Below are 19989 nucleotides of genomic sequence, written 5' to 3' on the forward strand. Positions count from 1 at the left end.
TCTAATTTTTAGCTTGTTTATATATATATAAAATCGAAATTTTAGATGTCTGAATGTTATAAAATACTATCAATTTTGTTATGTAGATCTGTAATAAGGTCTCTTTTTTTATGTTTAGAAATAAAACCGACTTTGAATCGATTTTTACCTTTATATGGAAGAAACACGTCAAAATAGTTGAGAAGTCTTAAAATATTGACTTAATTATACGAAAAGGGTATGATACAGGTATAAAAAATATACCTAGTGAGGTGAAATGTATGAAACTCGAAATTGGAATGACTTCTTTTGCAGATACCAATGAAATTCACACTGAAAATGGGGCGCAAGAAAAGTTATCAGCTGATCAGAGAATTCGTAACATAGTAGAAGAAATACAACTTGCAGATGAGGTGGGCCTTGATATTTATGGTTTAGGTGAACATCATCGTTCTGATTATGCGGTTTCTGATCCAGTAACTGTCTTAGCTGCTGCAGCTTCTTTAACACAACGTATTCGTTTAAGTTCTGCTGTAACGGTATTGTCTTCTGATGATCCTGTACGTGTATACCAGCGTTTTGCAACTTTAGATGCAGTTTCTAACGGACGTGCTGAAATTATGGTAGGGCGCGGCTCTTTTATCGAGTCTTTTCCATTATTCGGTTACGATTTGGATGATTATGATAAACTTTTTGTGGAGAAATTAGAGTTGTTGAAACAAATCAATCAGCATGAAATTGTTTCTTGGCAAGGCAGCTTGCGACCTGCAATCGATGAACGTGGTGTATATCCACGCGCAGTACAAAAAGAAATACCGATTTGGTTAGCCACAGGCGGTACACCAGAATCTTCTATAAGAGCAGCTGAATTCGGTTTGCCGATTACTTATGCGATTATAGGCGGCAATCCAAGACGCTTTAAACGAAATATTGCCATGTACAGAGCAGTAGCTGAATCAAGAGGATTTAATTTAACAGATATGCCTGTAGCGGTTCATTCTTGGGGTTATATTGCAGACACAGATGAACAAGCGCAACAAGAATTTTATACACCGACGAAAATACACCATGAAATTATTGCAAAAGAACGCAACTGGCCTCCATATACTGAAGAACATTTTCAACGAGAAATCAGCGATCAAGGCGCAATGTTCGTCGGCAGTCCAGAAACGGTGGCGCGTAAAATGATTGATGTCATAGAAACATTAGGAATTAATCGTTTTATGTTACACATTCCTGTCGGTTCCATGCCTCATGAACGTGTAATGAAAGCTATTAAACTTTATGGAAAAAGGGTAAAACCTATAGTAGAGGATTATTTCAATAATTAATTAAAGGAGTATCACATTATGTTATTACGTTATTTAAACAATATTAAAGTTGGTAAAGAATTATTACAAGCATCAGAACCTAAATTAAAAGGTAACCCACAAATGAAAGAAACATTCGAAAATGTTTTTGGATTACCTGGTAATATGGTAACTGTAGCAGGTACAATCGAAGCTACCAGCGGTCTTTTATTCTTACTAAGCTTTGGCAATAAAAAAATAACACGTATTGCAACAGTATTGACATTCGGAGTGTTAAGCGTTGCAGCATATAAACACTATGAAGCAGGACACGGTAAAGCAGGCGCACAACATGCATTAGATTTAATGAAACTTGCAGGTTTATCTACATTAGATACAATTTCATTACCTAACTGCAAAAAATAATTGCTAAGTATAAAACTAAGAGGAACTGAGACATTGATTTGTCTTAGTTCCTTTTTTCAATTAAGCAGAGGAAATAAAAGTTGAAATATTATTTTGCACCTATAGCTGTTTTGCATTATTTTTCTTTGAATATCTTGAAGCATTTAATTCGAGATAGTCAGAGGATTTCAAATTACAATAATAACAACTGATGTAAGAGAGGGGATTTTGGAGCAACGGATTATTAAATTTCAAAAATAAATGGATTATTATAGAAAAATGTTATAGAATGATTCATATAGCTAGCACAACCAAAATTTATTTGTTAATTCACCTAACATCTTGAAACCACACCAAGAAGGAGTGAATTCCAATGTCAGAAAAGATAATTATTAATGATCTTCCGAAATTTGTTAAAGTTGCTCAAAAGGTAAGGGAAATTAATGGACACATTAAAAGTGAACATCAAATTTCGTTTGAAGAGTTATTTATCTTAAACTATATCGAAAGCAGCGAAAAAAATCGTTCTGAATTTAACGTTAAGGAAATTATTCAATTATCGAATCTTAAACCATATTTTATTTCCAAAGCGATTCAAAAATTGAAAGAACGTAATTTGCTAAGTAAAAAAAGAAACAAAAATGACGAAAGAACAGTCATTTTAGTTGTTGATGAAAATCAACGCAAAGAGATTGACGCGCTATGTGCAGATATCGGTAAAATTTTTTAAATTAAATAATAATTTTTGAAGAATTACAAAAACAAGTAGTTAGAGAATTAGGATAGAAAGAGAAAGTAAGTAAATTTTGTGTGAGTTAGAAACTTTCATTATAAGTGACGGGGGAACGGCCTTGCTGACGCACTTATTATCGAAAGGGTATATAAATAAAAGCTGTCCAACAATCATAAGTGATAAGTTGGACAGCTTTTTTGCATTTAATATTTTCTTAAAAAATTGACTTCACGATTATAAAATTGTTGTACTACTTTAATTTGTACTTCTTTCAGAATATCTTCGATGAGGTCTGTTTGTTGCGCTAAAATACGGATGGCTAACCCATGTGTCGCAAGTTCAGTTATACCGATTCTACATTGATTGTCTGTTAAAAATGGTTTCATTACTTCATATAATTCATCAATGGTTTGTTTTGTAATATCCGGATGAATAAAATAACAAGAACCTAAATACGTATAACCTTCCATATAGCCTAACGCATCAACCTTATTTTTACTAGGATCTAGCAGCATATTATCGAATACTACGAGTTCGTCATCTACAAAGATTTCATTCAATAAATGAAGTGAATCATAAGTAAAGTGACGTTCATCTGGAGAGTAACCAGGTGTTAGAATATCAGTGTAGAACATAGCGCCTGTTTGTGCTAAATGAAATTGATTATGCTGATAAAAGTTAGCGTCTTTATAGGCAATAATCGGGTCGCCGACATATTCTAAATAGGCGTTATCTTCAATATGAAAGTTTTGATATTGCTCAACATGATCTTTTAAAGTTTTATAGATTTTAGTTGCACCTTGAGATGTGAGGGTCACAGCTGCATTTTCTTGTACACGGACATCTAATTTATAGCGATCGCCATCTAAATAACCGCCGCCGACGTTCACAATATAGAAAGTCGGAATATCCGACCCATTTAAATAAATAGGGCGGATGACTTTCAAGGCTTTTTCGAAAAAGATGTCTCGAGCAACAGACCGTTTACCATCATGAAAAATAGACAGATCGAGTTGTCCTGTCCATTCTGGTTCTTTAGACATCAGGCTAATCCTTTAAGTAATACATCACGTTCAATCCATTCAATCACTTGGTCTAAACCGTCTTCAGTTTTTAAATTAGTGAAAGTGAAGGGACGATTGCCGCGGAAAGTATTAGTATCTTCAGCCATTTGGTCTAAAGAAGCGCCGACATAAGGTGCTAAATCTGTCTTATTGATAATGAAGAAGTCAGATTTAATCATACCTTGTCCGCCTTTACGCGGGATTTTTTCACCTTGTGCAACATCAATAATATAAATAGAGAAGTCAACTAATTCTGGACTGAAAGTAGCTGCTAAATTATCGCCGCCTGATTCAATAAAGATTAAATCTAAATCGCCATGACGTTCCATTAATTCATCGATAGCAGCAAAATTCATAGAAGCATCTTCACGAATTGCCGTATGCGGACATCCTCCTGTTTCGACTCCGATAATACGATCCGCAGGCAATACACCTGTATTAACTAAGATTTTTTCATCTTCTTTAGTGTAAATATCATTTGTAATAACGCCGATACTCATATCTTTAGACAAATGTCTCACAAGTTTTTCGACGAGTTCGGTTTTTCCTGCACCAACAGGGCCGCCGATTCCAATTTTAATAGGTTGAGTCATCTGTTATTCCTCCTATGAAATAAAAATTCTGACATTAACGTTTTCATGCTCCATTTGATTCATTTCTAAACCAGGAGCTGTAATACCAAATTCTGATTCTGCAAGTTCAAAGATATGGTCTCTGGTATTTTTCATAAAGGTAATCATATCTGTAACTACACGTTGCCCAGCAGTTTGCCCAAGCGGAATAGCTCTCACGGCATTTTGAGTCAACGCTGAAACGTTTTGATAAAGATAGTAATCTATAATCATTTCAATATCAATGCCAAGGAAATGGCCAAGCATTGTAAAGCAAATCGCAGGATGCAATTTCGCGCGTTTTGCTTGATACTCTGCTTCGTACCACTGTATCCACTGGCTGTCATATAGTTCATTCGCAAGTTTTACCATACGTGTACCCATTTGTTTAGTACCTGTACGTGTCTCTCTAGGCATGTTTTGTACGAAGAGCATGCGATCCAAATGTAAGATTTTCTCAGTATCATTTTGATTTAAGGCTTCGTATACGAGGCGGATAGCCAACCCGTCTGCATACGTTAATTGTTCACTTAAAAAGAGTCTCAGCCATTCTTTAAAGGTTGCTTCATCATGCACTGTACCACGTTGAATATAAGTTTCAAGGCCGAAAGAGTGACTGAACGCGCCTGTAGGAAATTGAGAGTCGCAAAATTGAAACAAACGTAAAGCTTGATGATCAATCATGTGAATGTCCGATATGTCTGAATGCTTTGTTAACTTTGCGGTCTTCTCGGTTGTAAGGAATACCTAGTGATTTCAACAAGTCTTCAACTAGATAATCGTATTGAACAAGCATTTCATTTTCAGTAAATTGCGCTGGTAAGTGACGATTGCCGAGTTGATGTGCAATATCTCCCATTTCCTTTAAAGAACGCGGTTGTATGACTAAGATGTCTTCAGAATTGACATCTACTACAATCATATTATGGTCATCTTGATAGAGAATATCTCCATATTCTAAATCCACAGGGTTTTTTAAGCGAATACCGATTTCATTGCCGTGATCTGTTTTGACACGTTGTATTCTTTTTACTAAATCAGAATTTTCAAGATAGACTTTTTCGATATGCTTTTGTTTCTCTTCTGGTGAAAGGTTAGCAATGTTGCCAACAATTTCTTCTATAATCATAAATACTCTAACCTCCTAGAATAAGAAGTAACGTTGTGCAAGCGGCAATTCTTTTGCAGGTTCGCTGGTAATTAATTTGCCGTCAACGAATACTTCATAAGTTTGCGGATCGACATCAAGTTTAGGTGTTTCACCATTATTTTTCATATCTTTCTTAGTCAGTTGGCGAATACCTTTGACTGGTCTTACCATGCGGTGCAAGGACAATTGACGTTCGATATCGTTCATGTAAGCAATGTTTGAAACAAAGGTAATACTTGTACCTGTTAAATTACCGCCATATTGACCATACATTTTACGATATTTTAAAGGTTCGGAAGTAGGGATAGAACCATTTGCATCACCATTGACTGCAGTATTGATCATACCGCCTTTAAGAACCATTTCAGGTTTGACACCGAAAAATGCTGGGTCCCAAATCACAAGGTCTGCAAGTTTGCCTTCTTCAATTGAACCGACATATTCGGAAATACCATGCGTAATAGCAGGGTTGATAGTATATTTGGCAATATAACGTTTAATACGGTTATTATCATTATATTCTTGGTCGCCATCTAAATAGCCGCGTTGTTCTTTCATACGGTGTGCGACCTGCCATGTACGTGTAATAACTTCGCCGACACGTCCCATTGCTTGAGAGTCAGAGCTGACCATACTGAAGACACCCATATCTTGCAGTACGTCTTCGGCTGCAATGGTTTCTTTTCTAATACGAGAATCTGCAAAGGCTACATCTTCAGGGATAGAAGCATTCAAGTGGTGAGTAATCATAACCATATCTAAATGTTCGTCTATAGTATTAACAGTGTAAGGGAGTGTTGGGTTAGTAGATGAAGGAAGGACATTCGGATAGCTTGCAGATTTAATTAAATCTGGAGCATGGCCGCCGCCTGCACCTTCTGTGTGATACATATGAATAACACGGTCTTTGATAGCTTTCATTGTATCTTCCATGAAACCTGCTTCATTCAAAGTATCAGCGTGTAAAGCAATTTGTACATCATAATCGTCAGCCACATCTAAGGCATGGCTTAAAGCTGATGGAGTAGCACCCCAGTCTTCGTGGACTTTCAGACCGATAGCACCTGCGTGGATTTGTTCAATTAAAGCAGTGTGGTTATGCGCTTGGCCTTTTCCTGTAAATCCTACATTAATTGGAAGACCTTCAGCCGCTTCTAACATACGATGAATATGCCAAGGGCCTGGCGCAACAGTTGTAGCTTTGGCACCTTCAGAAGCACCCGTACCGCCTCCGATGTGCGTAGTAATACCGCTTTCAAGTGCTACATAAGCTTGTTCAGGATTGATAAAGTGGACGTGTGTATCAATGCCGCCCGCTGTAATAATCTTACCTTCACCAGAAATAATATCCGTAGAGGCACCGATAATAATATCTACATCATCCATAATATCCGGGTTGCCGGCTTTACCGTATTTCATGATATAGCCATTTTTAATACCTAAATCTGCTTTATAAACTTTGTCATAATCAATAATGACAGCATTTGTGATGACTGTATCTGCAACATAGCGATCATCACGTGTTACATTTGGGTTTTGCGCCATACCGTCACGTACTGATTTTCCTCCGCCGAATGTTGCTTCGTCCCCATAGTTTGCAAAGTCTTTTTCGATTGTCGCAAATAAATTTGTATCCCCTAAGCGGATAGCATCACCAATAGTGGGACCGTACAAACTTGTATATTGCGATTGTGTCATTTTAAAACTCATCGATTATACCCACTTTCTTTATTTGCATTTTGTTTACCAGCATCATTTTTAACGCCTGCGTTCGGATGGCCATTTTTCACTCGGAAGACACGTTCTTCGTCGATTGCGCTATTCACTAAACCTCGGAATCCATAGATGCGACGTTTACCGTTGTATTCTACAAGCTGTACTTTCTTTTCGTCCCCAGGTTCGAATCTTACAGCTGCACCAGCAGGAATATCTAAGTGTTTTCCATAGGCTTTTTCTCTATCGAATTTCAAACCGGTATTGGCTTCGAAAAAGTGATAATGAGAGCCGACTTGAATAGGACGGTCACCAATATTTTTAACCGTGATGACTGTTTCAGAATCGTCTGTACCTTTGTTGATTTCGATTTCAGTTTTCTTAACTATAATTTCACCAGGTTTCATCATGTTTGCCTCCTTTTTTAAACGATAGGGTGGTGTATTGTGATTAATTTCGTTCCATCAGGAAATGTTGCTTCAATCTCTAAATCAGGAATCATGTCAGAAACACCTTCCATGACATCATCCTTATTGAGAATTTGTCGGCCATAGCTCATCAGCTCTGCGACAGATTTGCCGTCTCTGGCACCTTCTAACATTTCATAACTGATAATTGCGACTGCTTCTGGATAATTTAATTTTAATCCGCGTGATTGGCGTCTGCGTGCTAAGTCGTTTGCTACAACAAGCATCAATTTATCTTGTTCACGTTGCGTGAAATGCACAATAAATCCCTTCTTTCAACCGTAATTTGAAAATATGTTGCTTATTTATTCTAAAACCATTCGATTTAATATACAAGAATTACCGCTCTGTATTTTAAAATAAAACTGTGCTTTGACAACAAAATAGTATAAAACGCAACTAAAGTGTTAAATAATTATAATTAATTTTTTCATTTCTTTGAAAGATAATAAAATATACCCAGTTTTCTATCCAAACAAACCAGCATAAATTATATAATGATTTTCAACTTGAATTATTTTTGGTAAAATCGATATGTTTACAAATCAATGAAATCAGGTGAAGTTGAATGCGCCAGTTTACACGCATCATATTAAAGAATATTTCACAAGTTATATTATTAGATAATATATGGACAGGACTATTTATCTTAATTGGATTATTTATCGGAAATTGGAAAGTAGGATTAGCCGCATTACTTTCCAGTATCATTGCCTATTTCTCAGCACCTGTCACTAACTATTCCAAACAAGAAATCAACGATGGACTCGCAGGCTTCAACCCCGTGTTGACAGGAGTAGCATTAACCGTTTTCTTAGTTCCGGGTTGGAGAAGTGTCATCATAACCTTACTTGCAGTCGTATTGACTATGCCGGTCGGAGCAGCTTTCAGAGCCTTATTAAACCGCTTCGACTTACCGATGCTCACAATGCCCTATGTATTCATCAGTTGGATGTTCCTCTTTATGTCGTTCCAATTCGAATACGTCAACGCAGACGTCAGTATCTTGCCATCAGTCGTGAAAGAAATTCAATTTTCACATCAGTCTATTAACACTATCTTGACCTTCCTAGATGGATTCAGCGAAATTTTCCTAGTTAAAAGCGCAATAGGCGGCTTTATCATATTGATAGGTATCTTCATCGCATCACGCAAAGCAGGTCTCTTCGCAATTATCGCAAACATCATTGGAGTTATTGTCGTCATGATGTTCGGTGCTAACCATGATGAAATCAACGCCGGACTATATGGCTATAACGTGATCTTAGTCATCCTTGCCCTAGGAGTTACCTTCAAAGAAGCATCAGTCTTCAACAAATACGCCAGCATGCTCTTCGGAATCATAATGACCGTCGTTATGCATGCAGGACTGGTTACTTGGCTGAAACCATTCGGCTTGCCGGTCTTCACCTTGCCATTCATTGCCGCAACTTGGATGATGCTCCTTGCAGGAAAGAAAGCTGAAACAACCGAAGAAGCAGAAGAAGAAATATATCCAGAAAATAAATAAGGAAATCAGAGAACAGGAGCAGGATATTTTGATGTTCTGACTCCTATTTTTTATTGTACTTATTTGGGAAAAGAAAACCTTGGAGAGTGGGATGGGGCCGAAAAATTTTGAATTAAAATTATTTCGTCTTCTCACCCCTGCAAGGCTAAAAAGGGTGTAATCTAGACACAAGTTTTTGAGAAGTGTCTAGAAAAGGGTGTAATCTAGACACAAGATTTAGAGAAGTGTCTAGAAAAGGGTGTAATCTAGACACAAGATTCGGAGAAGTGTCTAGAAAGCGGGTGAATCTAGACACAAGATTCGGAGAAGTGTCTAGAAAAGGGTGTAATCTAGACACAAGATTCAGAGAAGTGTCTAGAAAAGGGTGTAATCTAGACACAAGATTCGGAGAAGTGTCTAGAAAAGGGTGTAATCTAGACACAAGATTCAGAGAAGTGTCTAGAAAAGGGTGTAATCTAGACACAAGATTCGGAGAAGTGTCTAGAAAAGGGTGTAATCTAGACACAAGATTCAGAGAAGTGTCTAGATTCACCCTGGACCTCCCCATACGCTCCTGCACACACCCACTTTTACAGCATATAAAAAAACCGGAACATCAAGTGTCCCGGCTTTTTACCCGTCAATTATTTCATGAATTTTTCTTTTAAATCTTTACGCATATAATCTAAAGTATACGGATCGTTGAACCAGTAAGTTTTTGCATCCACTTTAAGTACGTGGTTGTCTTTAACTGCTGGCAAGTTTTTCCATAAGTTTGTTTGAGTATAAGAAGGTTCTGCTTTGCCATCGCGTGTTGAAACGATATAATCACCAGCATATTCAGGGATTTTTTCTTGTTTCACTTCAGCCCAGCCTTCTTTTTTCACAAGTTCTTCTTGTTTAGCTGGCATTTTCAATCCGAATGCTTGGTAAATTACTTCGCCGCCACGACCCCAGTTAGGACCGTAAGTGTAAAGTTTTTTATCAAATTCATCTAATAAAGATACTGTTGAATCTTTACCGATTTTATCTTTGATTTCTTTACCGTCTTTAGCAGTTTCTTTCTTCCAATCTTCAGTCCATTTCTTAGCTTCGTCTTCTTTATTCAACAATTTACCTAATTCAAGTTGTTGATCAAGATATTTATGTTTCGCATAATCAAAGACTACAGTTGGAGCTGCTTTTTGATATTTTTTAATATTTTTATCAGTAGAATAAACAATAATTAAATCTGGTTTTGTTTGATGACTTTCTCAACATCTTCACTGCCAGTTGCGCCGATTTTCTCAACATTTTTAAATTTGTCTTTTAACACTTTGCTGTCGTCAACTTGGCTATTTACAGCTACGATATTTCCGCCTAATTTTTTCACGCCACCAGCATATGTAGGGGCAACAACCGCAATACGTTTAGGGTCTTTCGGAATATCTATTTTCTTACCATTGTCCATAGTATAAGAACGTGTTTCTTTCTTAGAGTCCTTTTTATCATCAGACTTGTTGCCGCAAGCAGCCAACACAAGTACTAAAACTATCAAAGGGATAAGCAATTTCTTCATTTATAATTTTCCTCCTAATTGAAAACCATTATCAGTTATTCTCAATTATAAAGCCTCTTCCTCCATTACACAACATTTTTTTAGAAAAAATTGTATTCTATTAATTGTGGCTACCAAAAATAGTACATTATAAATGAAAAAATGAGTGAATAAAACTCATACGCACAATAAAAAATGTGACCGAGACATGAATTTGTCCCGCTCACATTTCACTATCTTAATTAAAATAAATGAAGTTCGGATTTAGCAATATTCGTATAAGCAGCATCTTGCATCGGTGGATTATGCAGACCAGCGCGCATATCACGATAATAACGTTGAAGCGGACGCTCCATTTCCAAGCTCTTAGCACCTACAATACGCATCGCAATGTCCACAACTTGCAAACCTTGATTCATCACCAATATTTTGCTGGCTGAAGTCTCGTTCCAGACAGGCGCCTCTGGAGATTCGTGATAAATACGAGCAGTTGACCATAAGAAACCGCGTGCAGATAACAATAGCGACTCCATTTCACCGACAGATTGCTGCACAGTCGGCAAGTCAGCAATCGTACCTTCAATACTATTCGGGCTGTGATTTTGAGCGAAATCTTTGGCATAATCAGCAGCAGCTTGTGCAATACCTAGATAAACACTTGGAATATGGAGCATCCAACCATTGGGACGTTTCGGACCTTTGCCAGCCACCTCCACAAAGTTTTCAGCAGGAATACGCACATCCTCCAATACTAAATCATGACTTTCAGTCGCACGCATTCCCATAACATTCCAAGTTTCAGCGATAGACAACCCGGGTGTATCTTTTTCCACTAAAAAGAACCCGAATTGACCTGATGTTTCATCATAACCGCTGACCAAGAAATGCGTTAACGCGGGGCTCATAGAAGTAAACGTCTTTACACCATTTAAAATGTAACTGTCATGATCTTTGACCGCATGCGTTGAAGGTTTACCGCCACGCGTCGGACTACCAGTTTCCGCTTCACTCACAGCACGATTAATCAATGCACCATCTTTAATTGCTGTCGCAAATTTCTCTAGCAACGGCTGCTCCCACATTTCTTCTGCATACAATTGACCGACCACACTTAAATGCCAGCCGATAGACAGAGCAGTGGCGCCATCAATCTCACCTAAATAACTTTGTAAAATCACCATGTCTTCAATTGTGGCACCCTCGCCGCCATATTCCGTCGGCACCGTCAATAAGGTATAGCCCTCCTTAACCAGCCAATCGATATTTTCATAAGGGAACCTGCTCTCCAAATCATTCTTTTCCGAATGAGCTTGAAAGTCCGCTTTCACCTCACGGAGTTTCTTCAGCCATTTACGCTGAATCTCTGTATGAATTAAACCTGATTCTAGCACGGTACTACCTCCTCGTTAATTCGAAATTATTAAGTTTAGTGTATCACTCGGATTACTGTGTGGAAAGCAATTACGAACGATTGAAACCTTTCTGCCCGCTGCGCGAAAAAATTTAGACACAATTGCATTGAAAATACTTCTGCTGTTTAGCTTTGCAATTAAGTTGGAGAGTCCCTAGAATAGAAGTATTGAGAAACAAAGAACAACACGGAGGATATTCAATGAAACCAGTTTACTTTAATCATGATGGCGGAGTGGATGATCTCGTTTCGTTATTTTTATTATTGCAAATGAAGGACGTACGGTTAATTGGCGTCAGTGCAATCGGGGCTGATAGTTATTTGGAACCGGCAGTCAGCGCGTCACGCAAAATCATTAATCGATTTTCAAATAGAGCATTAGCCGTTGCGTTGCGCGGTCAATATCGTGAATGAGGTAGATCGGCATGCCTTCTTTGAATATATGACACAGTTGGCGGAATCAGTTACTGAATAACGGAAAGAAAAATAATCCACTTTAAATGTAAACTTTATGTAAATCAAAGTTAACATTTATGGTATAATCTTCCTTGGATATATTTCAAGGAGGATTATTATGACTACTAAACACATTACATTTACAGCGATTATGACAGCAATTATAGCATTGCTCGGCTTAGTACCGCCGATTCCTTTACCATTTATGCCAGTACCTATCGTGTTGCAAAACGTCGGTATTTTCTTAGCAGGTATTCTGTTAGGTAAGAAATACGGAACACTCAGTGTGATTGTATTCCTTATTTTAGCAGCATGCGGCTTACCCGTTTTATCTGGCGGACGTGGCGGTATCGGAGTGTTTGCCGGACCATCTGCAGGATTTTTATTCTTGTATCCAGTTGTAGCATTCTTAATCGGCTGGTATCGCGACAGATCAATTGAGCGCATTAATTTTATTAAAATTTTCATTCCGGTTATTGTAGCAGGCGTATTACTTCTAGATATTGTTGGTACTTTGATTATGGGAATGATTACGAATATGCCACTTTCTAAAGCTTTCTTTTTATCATTTGTATTTATGCCAGGTGATATTGTGAAAGCTGTAATTGCTTCATTAATTGGAGCGGCGCTATTGAATCATACGCGATTCAAACAATTAATTCGTTTCTAAGTTTCGAGGAAAAGAGGAATCAGTTATGGTGCAGCTTTCAATGGATTTAATAGAGGAAACAGGTGAAATTGCTTTTCAAGATCACGTGAAGACTATTTATCTGACGCCTGATGAGCCTTTAACTTATTATTCAAACAAATGGGTATATCATGAAATGCCTCAATTTGAACAATGGTTGAAAGATGCAGAAACGCAATTACAACAGCATCATGCACAGGGCAGCCATCATCTCATGTTTACGTTTCCAGAAAATACAGAGCTTTCTTTGGCATTTCAAGATTACTTGGAAAAAGAAAGCTATGAATTGGGGTTGATGGAAATGTATGCGATTGAAGCGGAAGCATTGAAAGGCGAGATTCCTGACACGTTAAAGATTGAATGGGTGGATGGAGATAATTTAGACGATTATTTAACGATTCATCGTACCTTTGCCCTTCAATTTGGGGAAGACTACGCTGATGAGTCAGAAAGAACGATTCGTAAGAGTTTCCAAGATGAGCAGCAGGTCAAGCGTATTGTGGTTTACTATCAAAACCAGCCTGTAGGTTCATTAGATGCCATTGAAACTGAGCAGACGCTCGAAATCGATAGCTTTGGTGTGATTGAAAGTATGCGCCGTCAAGGAATAGGGCGTACGATGCAAGCATTTGTTGCGGCCCATGCTGAGGGCAAACCTATTATTTTAGTAGCAGATGGGGAAGATACAGCGAAAGATATGTATATTAAACAAGGCTACACTTTCATTAGTTATCGTTATCAAATATTAAAAGAAAATGTATAAAAAAAAAGAAGCTGTGCTTTGACAAGATTTACTCTTGCGAAGGCACAGCTTTAATACGTTCTGGATGACTATATACACTGAAGTTGCCGTCTCTGCAAAAACCAATAGCTGTAATATTCAAATCGTCTGCAAGTTTAACAGCTAAAGTCGTCGGCGCAGATTTAGATAAAATCACTCCGACACCGATTTTGGCCGCTTTGATTAAGATTTCCGAAGAAATTCGGCCGCTGAAGATTAACACTTTATCTCGTACTGGAATATGTCGTTCTAAACAGAAACCATAAAGTTTATCGAGCGCATTATGTCGTCCGATATCTTGGCGGTGTTCAAAGAATGTATCACCATCACTGATAGCAGCGTTATGCAATCCGCCTGTACGTTTAAATAATGTACTTGCACTTTGCAGACGGGTCATCATATTAACAACTTGTTGTGGTTGCAATGTGATATGCGACATGCTCGTTTTAGCGATCGCAGCATCATTATGGAAGTAAAACTCACGGCTTTTTCCGCAACAAGACGCAATCATACGTTTGGTGGAATATTCGAAGCGGTCGCCTAAATCTTTAGTGAGTTCCACATGTGCGAAACCTTTACTATCATCTATTTGGATGGACTTTAGTTCACTACGTTTCAGTATCGCACCTTCAGACGCTAAAAAGCCCAGAACCAATTCTTCCATGTGGTCTGGACTGCAGATGACAGTCGCAAACTCTTCTCCATTGACCATAATTGTTAAAGGGAATTCAGTTACATAACTGTCAGTTGTTTCGAATAACTTTCCATCTTCATAACGGACAATGTGTTGATCCGTCATTACATCTATATCGTTATTTTGTATATCTTTGTTCATAAGCATTGACTCCTCATTAAAAGACTATACTATATTCTTCCACTTTTCAAAAAAGATTTGCATAATTTAAGAAAGTATATCAAATTTTAGTTGTGAGACGATTAAGATGATAGTAAACTTAAAGTAAACAAAAGGAGGTCAGGTGGATGGCGAGTATCAGAGCAATTGCAAAAGCAGCTGGCGTGAGTCCAGGAACAGTTTCTCGTGTGTTGAATGAAGACCCGACGTTATCTGTGTCTGATACGACTAGAGCACGTATTCTTAAGACAGCAGAAGAAATGTCCTATCAGAAAACAGCACGGCTGAATCGGCAAGTGCAAATTATTACCTATGCTTCGAGACGCAGAGAAATGGCAGATCCCTTTCATAGAGAATTGAGACTTGCGATTGAGACAGAAATCAATCGTTTAAATTTAACTTTAAAGAAAACGATTCGGGTTGAACCAGGAATGAAGAAACAAGAATGGTCAGAAGTCAAAAAGGCAGGCGCACTCTTAGTTATCGGGCATTTTTCACAAGCAGCCTTGAAAGAAATATATCAGTATAATCCTAATATAGTAGTGATTAACAATCCTGAAACACCAGACTACATGGATGCAGTTTATTCAGATTTACAGAAAACGACACTGCAACTGCTTGATAGAATTAGACAGACACATCCTAAAGCACATATTGCTTACTTAGGAGGCATGAGAGAAGAAACCTCCTTGACAGGTGAGACAAGTTATGAGAGCGACGCACGTTATCAGGCTTATATGCAATGGTGCGAAGACCATAACGAGACACCGGATAGCCATCTCATAGGTTGGACGCGTGAAGATGGAGAACAAGAAATTGAATCTATAACTCAATTGCCGGATATTGTACTAGCTGGCAATGATATGGTTGCTATCGGCGTCATTCAAGGATTGCAGAAATTAGGCAAGCAAGTTCCAGACGAGGTAAGTGTCATCGGCTTCAATGATTTAGAGGTCAATCAATATGTCACGCCTTCGTTGACAAGCGTGCAAATTGATATTGAACAATTTGGAAAGAGTGCGGTTGCAATGGCTGAAGACAGAATTAAAAAAGCGCGTGCTAATGCTCTGCATACACTAGTACAAACACGCTTGATAGTCCGTCAGTCATACTCTGAAAAAGAATAAAAAAATATTTTGACAAAACATTTAGTAAACAGATAAACTTTAAGTGCGTTTACTAAAGAATATTTACTATAGTGTGGGAGGAAAAGGCAATGCTGACATCTATGAAAGCTAAATTCGAAACCTTATTTCACGAGCAGCCAGAAGTTGCTGCCTTTGCACCAGGCAGAATTAATTTAATCGGAGAACATACAGATTATAATGGCGGTTATGTTTTTCCAGCAGCCATCGAACTGGGCACATATGGCTTAGCAAGTAAAAGAGAAGATCATAAAATTCGTCTGTACTCGAATAACTTTGAGGACTCAGGAGTGATTGAATTTTCTCTAGATGATTTACAATTTAATGCGGCGCACAGTTGGGCTAATTATCCAAAGGGAATGATTAAATTCTTGAAAGAAGCAGGTTATTCCATTGATACGGGCTTTAATATTTTAGTCGAAGGCAACATTCCGAACGGCGCAAGTCTATCGTCATCTGCTTCTATTGAGATGTTGACTGGATGGTTATTGAAATCTTTATTTGACTTGCAAGTAGAGCGCTTAGAACTCATTCAACTTGGACGTAAAGTCGAAAATCAATTTATCGGTGTCAATTCTGGAATTATGGATCAATTTATCGTCGGTATGGGAAGAAAAGACCAAGCTATCTTACTCGATACCGCTACGCTTGATTATCATTATGTACCAGCAGAATTCGGCGACTATGTAATTTCAATTATGAATACCAACAAACGTCGTGAGCTCGCTGAATCTAAATATAATGAACGCTTGGAAGAATGTCAGAAAGCTTTAGCTTTGCTCCAGCAAGAATTAGATATCACAGCGCTAGGTCATTTGGATACAGAAACATTTAATAAGCATACGTATTTGATTGAAGATGAAATATTATTGCGTAGAGCACGACATGCTGTAACTGAAAATGCACGCGTTAAACAAGCTTATGAAGCGTTAGAACAAAGTGACTTTACAGCCTTTGGAAAGCTTTTGAATGATTCACACGCTTCGTTAAAAGAGGATTACGAAGTCACAGGCACAGAATTGGATACGTTGGCAGAAACAGCTCAGCAAGTAGAAGGCGTCTTAGGTGCGCGTATGACTGGAGCGGGCTTTGCAGGTTGCGCCATCGCTTTAGTTCATAAAGAACGTATTCAACAATTAGAAGAAGAAGTAACTCAAATTTATGCCAACAAAATAGGTTATGCACCGTCATTTTATCATGTCAATATTGGCGATGGCGTTAAATCTATAGAAGTTTAAGAGAGGATGTAAATTATGTCAGTTTTAGTGTTAGGTGGAGCAGGTTATATCGGAAGTCACGCTGCAGATCAGTTAATTGAACAAGGCTATGATGTAGCAGTTGTAGATAATCTTGGAACAGGTCATCGCGAAGCGGTTCCAGCAGCAGCACGTTTTTATGAAGGAGATATTCGTGATAAAGAATTTTTAAATGACGTTTTTGAAAAAGAAGATGTTGAAGGCGTCTTTCATTTTTGCGCGTATTCTTTAGTAGGAGAATCCGTCAATAAACCTTTAGAGTACTTCAACAATAATGTTTACGGGATGCAAGTCTTGTTAGAAGTCATGAAACAACATCATGTCAATGAAATCATTTTCTCATCCACAGCTGCAGTTTATGGAGAACCTGAAGTAGTACCGATTCAAGAAGATGCACCTAAAGCACCGACCAATCCATACGGCGAAAGTAAATTAATGATGGAAAAAATGATGCATTGGTGCCATAACGCTTATGGCGTGAATTATGCAGCATTACGCTATTTCAATGTCGCAGGTGCTAAAGAAGACGGCAGCATCGGAGAAGATCACAATCCAGAAACACATTTAATCCCGATTGTATTACAGGCAGCGCTAGGACAACGTGAGGCTATTACGATTTTCGGTACTGATTACGATACAGAAGATGGTTCTTGTGTACGTGATTATTTACATGTGACTGACCTGATTGCAGCGCATATACTTGCTTACCAATATTTGAAAGACGGAGGCGAAAGCGGAGCCTTCAATTTAGGCAGCAGCCAAGGTTATTCAGTAATAGAAATTGTAGAAGCAGCTAGACAAGCAACAGGTATCGATATCAAATCTGAAATTGGTGAAAGACGTGCAGGCGATCCAAGTAAATTAATCGCGTCCAGCGACAAAGCACAACGTGTTCTCGGCTGGAAACCGAAACATGATGATATCCACGAAATTATTGAAACAGCTTGGAATTGGCATCAATCACATCCGAACGGATACTCAAACTAATTGATTACAGGGGGCAGCTTTATGGAATTGAATCGGCAATACGTCAATCGATTTATTGACGATGCAATACAATACAACGAATATGAGCCTGCAGATGCTTACTATCTGCAAAATTTAATCTTGAAAATTACTGGTGCTGAACAGGTTGATGAACATGTAGCAGAACATAGTCTGACTGATCTGACACCTAATGACATTGCACAACATTGGATTGAACAAATGATTGAAAATCAAATCATTGAAGATGTTGTCTATCAAAGAGAAATCATCGAGACGAAACTTTTAGATTTAATCACTCCTAAACCTTCAACGATTAATCGACGGTTTGATGAATTGTATGAGCAACATCCAGAGAAAGCTACCGATTACTTCTATGAAATTTGCAAACGTAATCATTATATTAAGACGGATGCCATCGCACAGAATGTACATTACTATACGGCTACAGAATATGGCGATTTAGAAATCACTATTAACTTATCTAAACCTGAAAAGGATGCGAAAGAAATCGCTAAAGCACGCGAGGCAAAACAAACGCATTATCCAGCCAATGCATTGTGCATGGAAAATGAAGGCTTTGCAGGTTCTGTAACCCAAGCAGCAAGACGCAATCACCGAATTATTCGCTTGAAATTAAATGGCGAGCCCTGGGGCTTCCAATTCTCGCCATATGCTTATTTCGCAGAACATAGTATCGTCTTATCAGAAGCACATAATCCTATGAAAATTGAAAAAGCAACCTTCAGCAATCTCTTAGAATTCGTACAGAAATTTCCGCATTACTTTGCAGGTTCTAATGCTGATTTGCCGATTGTCGGAGGTTCCATTCTTTCACACAATCACTATCAAACTGGACGTCATACTTTCCCGATGGATAATGCGCCAGCAAGTCATGCTTTTACCATAGAAAAGTATCCAGAGGTGCAAGCTGCCACTTTAAAATGGCCGATGAGTGTGGTGCGCTTGAAAGGTCAGAATATTGATGAGTTAGTGGAAGCGGCAGAATATATTTTTGAAATTTGGCTGCATTATAATGACGCAACAGTTGAGATTAAAGCGTTTAGTGAAGATGGCACACGTCACCATACTGTAACGCCGATTGCTAGATATCGTCAGTCCACAGGTAATTATGAATTAGACCTGGTATTGAGAGATAATCAAACTTCAACACAATTTCCAGATGGTATTTTTCATCCGCATCCAGATGTGCAACATATTAAAAAAGAAAATATTGGATTAATTGAAGTGATGGGAACAGCTATTCTGCCTGGACGTTTAAAGAAAGAATTGAAAGAAGTAGAAGCGTACGTTCTCGGAAATAAAGAAGCGGATATAGGTAAACATCAAATGTGGGCGGATCGAATGATAGCTGCTTATGATTTTAATCAAGAGAATGCTGAAGATATCATCCATCAAGAAGTGGCGCACATCTTTAAACGTGTCTTAGAAGATGCGGGTGTATTTAAACAAACCGAAGAAGGCCAAGCAGCATTCAAACGATTTATTCAGCATTTGTAGAGGAACGGGGGAGCGGGACAGAAATAATTTTTGTTTAAAATTATTTCTGTCCCGCTCCCCCGGCAAAGCTAACTAGAATAGAAAAAAGCTTGGAACAAGCGCATTTTTTATTCAGATAGCTACTGCCAGTTCAAAGAGTAGAGGTGAGACATTATTATGTTTCAGCCTCTTTTCTTCGTTTAGAGCGAAAGTGTCGAGGCTCGCGCCGGTTGCCTATACAGTTAGGGGCCGAAGTGTCGAGGCTCAAGTCGACAGCCTCGTATAATGAATTTATATTTTGAATATTTGTTTACATTTTTATTAATTTAATTGGATATTGCAGGGTATTCCTAGATAATATTCCTATAGATGAAAGGACTCTATAATAGGTAGAACTTTCCGCTGCCTGTAAATTAATTACGTGTATAGACTGTTCCCTTGGACTTGTCGGCATGTTTCAAACACACAAGCTGTTTTC

19 protein-coding genes and 2 pseudogenes are annotated in these 19989 nt (G+C 38.1%); 11 read left to right on the plus strand and 10 right to left on the minus strand.

What is annotated here, in order from left to right; all coding sequences use genetic code 11:
* The first annotated feature begins 260 nt into the window (after window positions 1-260).
* The 3 genes from CKV71_RS03535 (at window position 261) to CKV71_RS03545 (ending at window position 2403) form a co-directional block, all read left to right on the plus strand.
* Window positions 261-1310, plus strand: a complete 1050-nt coding sequence (locus CKV71_RS03535) for an LLM class flavin-dependent oxidoreductase (RefSeq protein ID WP_095103924.1) — start codon at window positions 261-263, stop codon at window positions 1308-1310.
* A gap of 18 nt (window positions 1311-1328) precedes the next feature.
* Complete coding sequence (locus CKV71_RS03540; protein WP_095103926.1) at window positions 1329-1694, plus strand: DoxX family protein; 366 nt, start codon at window positions 1329-1331, stop codon at window positions 1692-1694.
* Window positions 1695-2046: 352 nt separating this feature from the next.
* Window positions 2047-2403 carry a transcriptional regulator, SarA/Rot family gene (locus CKV71_RS03545; RefSeq protein WP_095103928.1) on the plus strand — a complete coding sequence of 119 codons (357 nt, stop codon included), beginning with the start codon at window positions 2047-2049 and terminating at the stop codon, window positions 2401-2403.
* Window positions 2404-2609: 206 nt separating this feature from the next.
* On the opposite strand, the gene CKV71_RS03550 is transcribed toward CKV71_RS03545, so the two are convergent.
* From CKV71_RS03550 to CKV71_RS03580, 7 genes are read right to left on the minus strand one after another with little or no spacing between them, the layout of a single operon-like run.
* Window positions 2610-3452 (minus strand): urease accessory protein UreD, encoded by an 843-nt coding sequence (locus CKV71_RS03550; protein WP_371685460.1) that lies wholly within the window; start codon window positions 3450-3452, stop codon window positions 2610-2612.
* On the minus strand, window positions 3449-4063 hold the full coding sequence (ureG, locus tag CKV71_RS03555) for an urease accessory protein UreG (RefSeq protein ID WP_095103932.1): 615 nt from the start codon (window positions 4061-4063) through the stop codon (window positions 3449-3451). Before ureG ends, CKV71_RS03550 begins: the two co-directional genes overlap by 4 nt.
* A gap of 12 nt (window positions 4064-4075) precedes the next feature.
* The gene (locus tag CKV71_RS03560; protein WP_095103934.1) at window positions 4076-4765 is read right to left on the minus strand and encodes an urease accessory protein UreF; all 690 of its coding nucleotides are present in this window, start codon (window positions 4763-4765) and stop codon (window positions 4076-4078) included.
* On the minus strand, window positions 4758-5210 hold the full coding sequence (ureE, locus tag CKV71_RS03565) for an urease accessory protein UreE (RefSeq protein WP_095103936.1): 453 nt from the start codon (window positions 5208-5210) through the stop codon (window positions 4758-4760). Before ureE ends, CKV71_RS03560 begins: the two co-directional genes overlap by 8 nt.
* Window positions 5211-5225: 15 nt before the next feature.
* Window positions 5226-6941, minus strand: coding sequence for an urease subunit alpha (ureC, locus tag CKV71_RS03570; RefSeq protein WP_095103938.1), 1716 nt, complete (start codon window positions 6939-6941; stop codon window positions 5226-5228).
* On the minus strand, window positions 6938-7351 hold the full coding sequence (locus tag CKV71_RS03575) for an urease subunit beta (RefSeq protein ID WP_095103940.1): 414 nt from the start codon (window positions 7349-7351) through the stop codon (window positions 6938-6940). The genes ureC and CKV71_RS03575 overlap by 4 nt, the downstream gene beginning before the upstream one ends.
* A 17-nt stretch (window positions 7352-7368) precedes the next feature.
* On the minus strand, window positions 7369-7671 hold the full coding sequence (locus tag CKV71_RS03580; RefSeq protein ID WP_015901021.1) for an urease subunit gamma: 303 nt from the start codon (window positions 7669-7671) through the stop codon (window positions 7369-7371).
* Window positions 7672-7979: 308 nt separating this feature from the next.
* Between CKV71_RS03580 and yut the strand changes: the two genes are divergently transcribed.
* A complete protein-coding gene (gene yut, locus CKV71_RS03585) occupies window positions 7980-8921 on the plus strand; it encodes an urea transporter (protein ID WP_095103942.1) in 942 nt (313 codons plus the stop codon).
* A 623-nt stretch (window positions 8922-9544) separates the two neighbouring features.
* Here yut and CKV71_RS03590 read toward each other — a convergent pair.
* A pseudogene (locus CKV71_RS03590) lies at window positions 9545-10458 on the minus strand (ABC transporter substrate-binding protein).
* A gap of 221 nt (window positions 10459-10679) precedes the next feature.
* The gene (locus CKV71_RS03595) at window positions 10680-11828 is read right to left on the minus strand and encodes an acyl-CoA dehydrogenase family protein (protein ID WP_095103944.1); all 1149 of its coding nucleotides are present in this window, start codon (window positions 11826-11828) and stop codon (window positions 10680-10682) included.
* A 221-nt stretch (window positions 11829-12049) separates the two neighbouring features.
* Between CKV71_RS03595 and CKV71_RS03600 the strand changes: the two are divergent.
* The 3 genes and pseudogenes from CKV71_RS03600 to CKV71_RS03610 all read left to right on the plus strand — a co-directional run.
* Window positions 12050-12238: pseudogene (locus tag CKV71_RS03600) on the plus strand (nucleoside hydrolase); the annotation flags it as partial.
* Window positions 12239-12422: 184 nt separating this feature from the next.
* Window positions 12423-12974: a biotin transporter BioY gene (locus CKV71_RS03605; RefSeq protein WP_095103946.1), complete on the plus strand. Its 552-nt coding sequence runs from the start codon at window positions 12423-12425 to the stop codon at window positions 12972-12974.
* Window positions 12975-13014: 40 nt separating this feature from the next.
* The gene (locus CKV71_RS03610; RefSeq protein WP_095107232.1) at window positions 13015-13755 is read left to right on the plus strand and encodes a GNAT family N-acetyltransferase; all 741 of its coding nucleotides are present in this window, start codon (window positions 13015-13017) and stop codon (window positions 13753-13755) included.
* Window positions 13756-13783: 28 nt separating this feature from the next.
* Here the strand turns inward: CKV71_RS03610 and fdhD are convergent, their stop codons facing one another.
* Window positions 13784-14608 carry a formate dehydrogenase accessory sulfurtransferase FdhD gene (gene fdhD / locus CKV71_RS03615; protein WP_095103948.1) on the minus strand — a complete coding sequence of 275 codons (825 nt, stop codon included), beginning with the start codon at window positions 14606-14608 and terminating at the stop codon, window positions 13784-13786.
* A 146-nt stretch (window positions 14609-14754) separates the two neighbouring features.
* Here fdhD and CKV71_RS03620 point away from each other — a divergent pair, with 146 nt between their 5' ends.
* The 4 genes from CKV71_RS03620 (at window position 14755) to galT (ending at window position 19532) form a co-directional block, all read left to right on the plus strand.
* On the plus strand, window positions 14755-15753 hold the full coding sequence (locus CKV71_RS03620; protein ID WP_095103950.1) for a LacI family DNA-binding transcriptional regulator: 999 nt from the start codon (window positions 14755-14757) through the stop codon (window positions 15751-15753).
* 89 nt (window positions 15754-15842) lie between these two features.
* The gene (locus tag CKV71_RS03625; RefSeq protein ID WP_095103952.1) at window positions 15843-17009 is read left to right on the plus strand and encodes a galactokinase; all 1167 of its coding nucleotides are present in this window, start codon (window positions 15843-15845) and stop codon (window positions 17007-17009) included.
* 15 nt (window positions 17010-17024) lie between these two features.
* Window positions 17025-18014, plus strand: a complete 990-nt coding sequence (gene galE, locus CKV71_RS03630; protein ID WP_095103954.1) for a UDP-glucose 4-epimerase GalE — start codon at window positions 17025-17027, stop codon at window positions 18012-18014.
* Between the two features lie 21 nt (window positions 18015-18035).
* Window positions 18036-19532 (plus strand): UDP-glucose--hexose-1-phosphate uridylyltransferase, encoded by a 1497-nt coding sequence (gene galT, locus CKV71_RS03635; protein WP_095103956.1) that lies wholly within the window; start codon window positions 18036-18038, stop codon window positions 19530-19532.
* Window positions 19533-19989 lie beyond the last annotated feature (457 nt).

Source organism: Staphylococcus piscifermentans, from assembly GCF_900186985.1.
Taxonomy (GTDB): Bacteria; Bacillota; Bacilli; order Staphylococcales; family Staphylococcaceae; genus Staphylococcus; species Staphylococcus piscifermentans.

Coding starts and splice junctions, on each gene's coding strand:
- CKV71_RS03535 (WP_095103924.1), top strand. CDS start 261: ATGAAACTCGAAATTGGAATGACTTCTTTTGCAGATACCAATGAAATT.
- CKV71_RS03540 (WP_095103926.1), top strand. CDS start 1,329: ATGTTATTACGTTATTTAAACAATATTAAAGTTGGTAAAGAATTATTA.
- CKV71_RS03545 (WP_095103928.1), top strand. CDS start 2,047: ATGTCAGAAAAGATAATTATTAATGATCTTCCGAAATTTGTTAAAGTT.
- ureG (WP_095103932.1), bottom strand. CDS start 4,063: ATGACTCAACCTATTAAAATTGGAATCGGCGGCCCTGTTGGTGCAGGA.
- CKV71_RS03560 (WP_095103934.1), bottom strand. CDS start 4,765: ATGATTGATCATCAAGCTTTACGTTTGTTTCAATTTTGCGACTCTCAA.
- ureE (WP_095103936.1), bottom strand. CDS start 5,210: ATGATTATAGAAGAAATTGTTGGCAACATTGCTAACCTTTCACCAGAA.
- ureC (WP_095103938.1), bottom strand. CDS start 6,941: ATGAGTTTTAAAATGACACAATCGCAATATACAAGTTTGTACGGTCCC.
- CKV71_RS03575 (WP_095103940.1), bottom strand. CDS start 7,351: ATGAAACCTGGTGAAATTATAGTTAAGAAAACTGAAATCGAAATCAAC.
- yut (WP_095103942.1), top strand. CDS start 7,980: ATGCGCCAGTTTACACGCATCATATTAAAGAATATTTCACAAGTTATA.
- CKV71_RS03605 (WP_095103946.1), top strand. CDS start 12,423: ATGACTACTAAACACATTACATTTACAGCGATTATGACAGCAATTATA.
- CKV71_RS03610 (WP_095107232.1), top strand. CDS start 13,015: ATGGATTTAATAGAGGAAACAGGTGAAATTGCTTTTCAAGATCACGTG.
- fdhD (WP_095103948.1), bottom strand. CDS start 14,608: ATGAACAAAGATATACAAAATAACGATATAGATGTAATGACGGATCAA.
- CKV71_RS03620 (WP_095103950.1), top strand. CDS start 14,755: ATGGCGAGTATCAGAGCAATTGCAAAAGCAGCTGGCGTGAGTCCAGGA.
- CKV71_RS03625 (WP_095103952.1), top strand. CDS start 15,843: ATGCTGACATCTATGAAAGCTAAATTCGAAACCTTATTTCACGAGCAG.
- galE (WP_095103954.1), top strand. CDS start 17,025: ATGTCAGTTTTAGTGTTAGGTGGAGCAGGTTATATCGGAAGTCACGCT.
- galT (WP_095103956.1), top strand. CDS start 18,036: ATGGAATTGAATCGGCAATACGTCAATCGATTTATTGACGATGCAATA.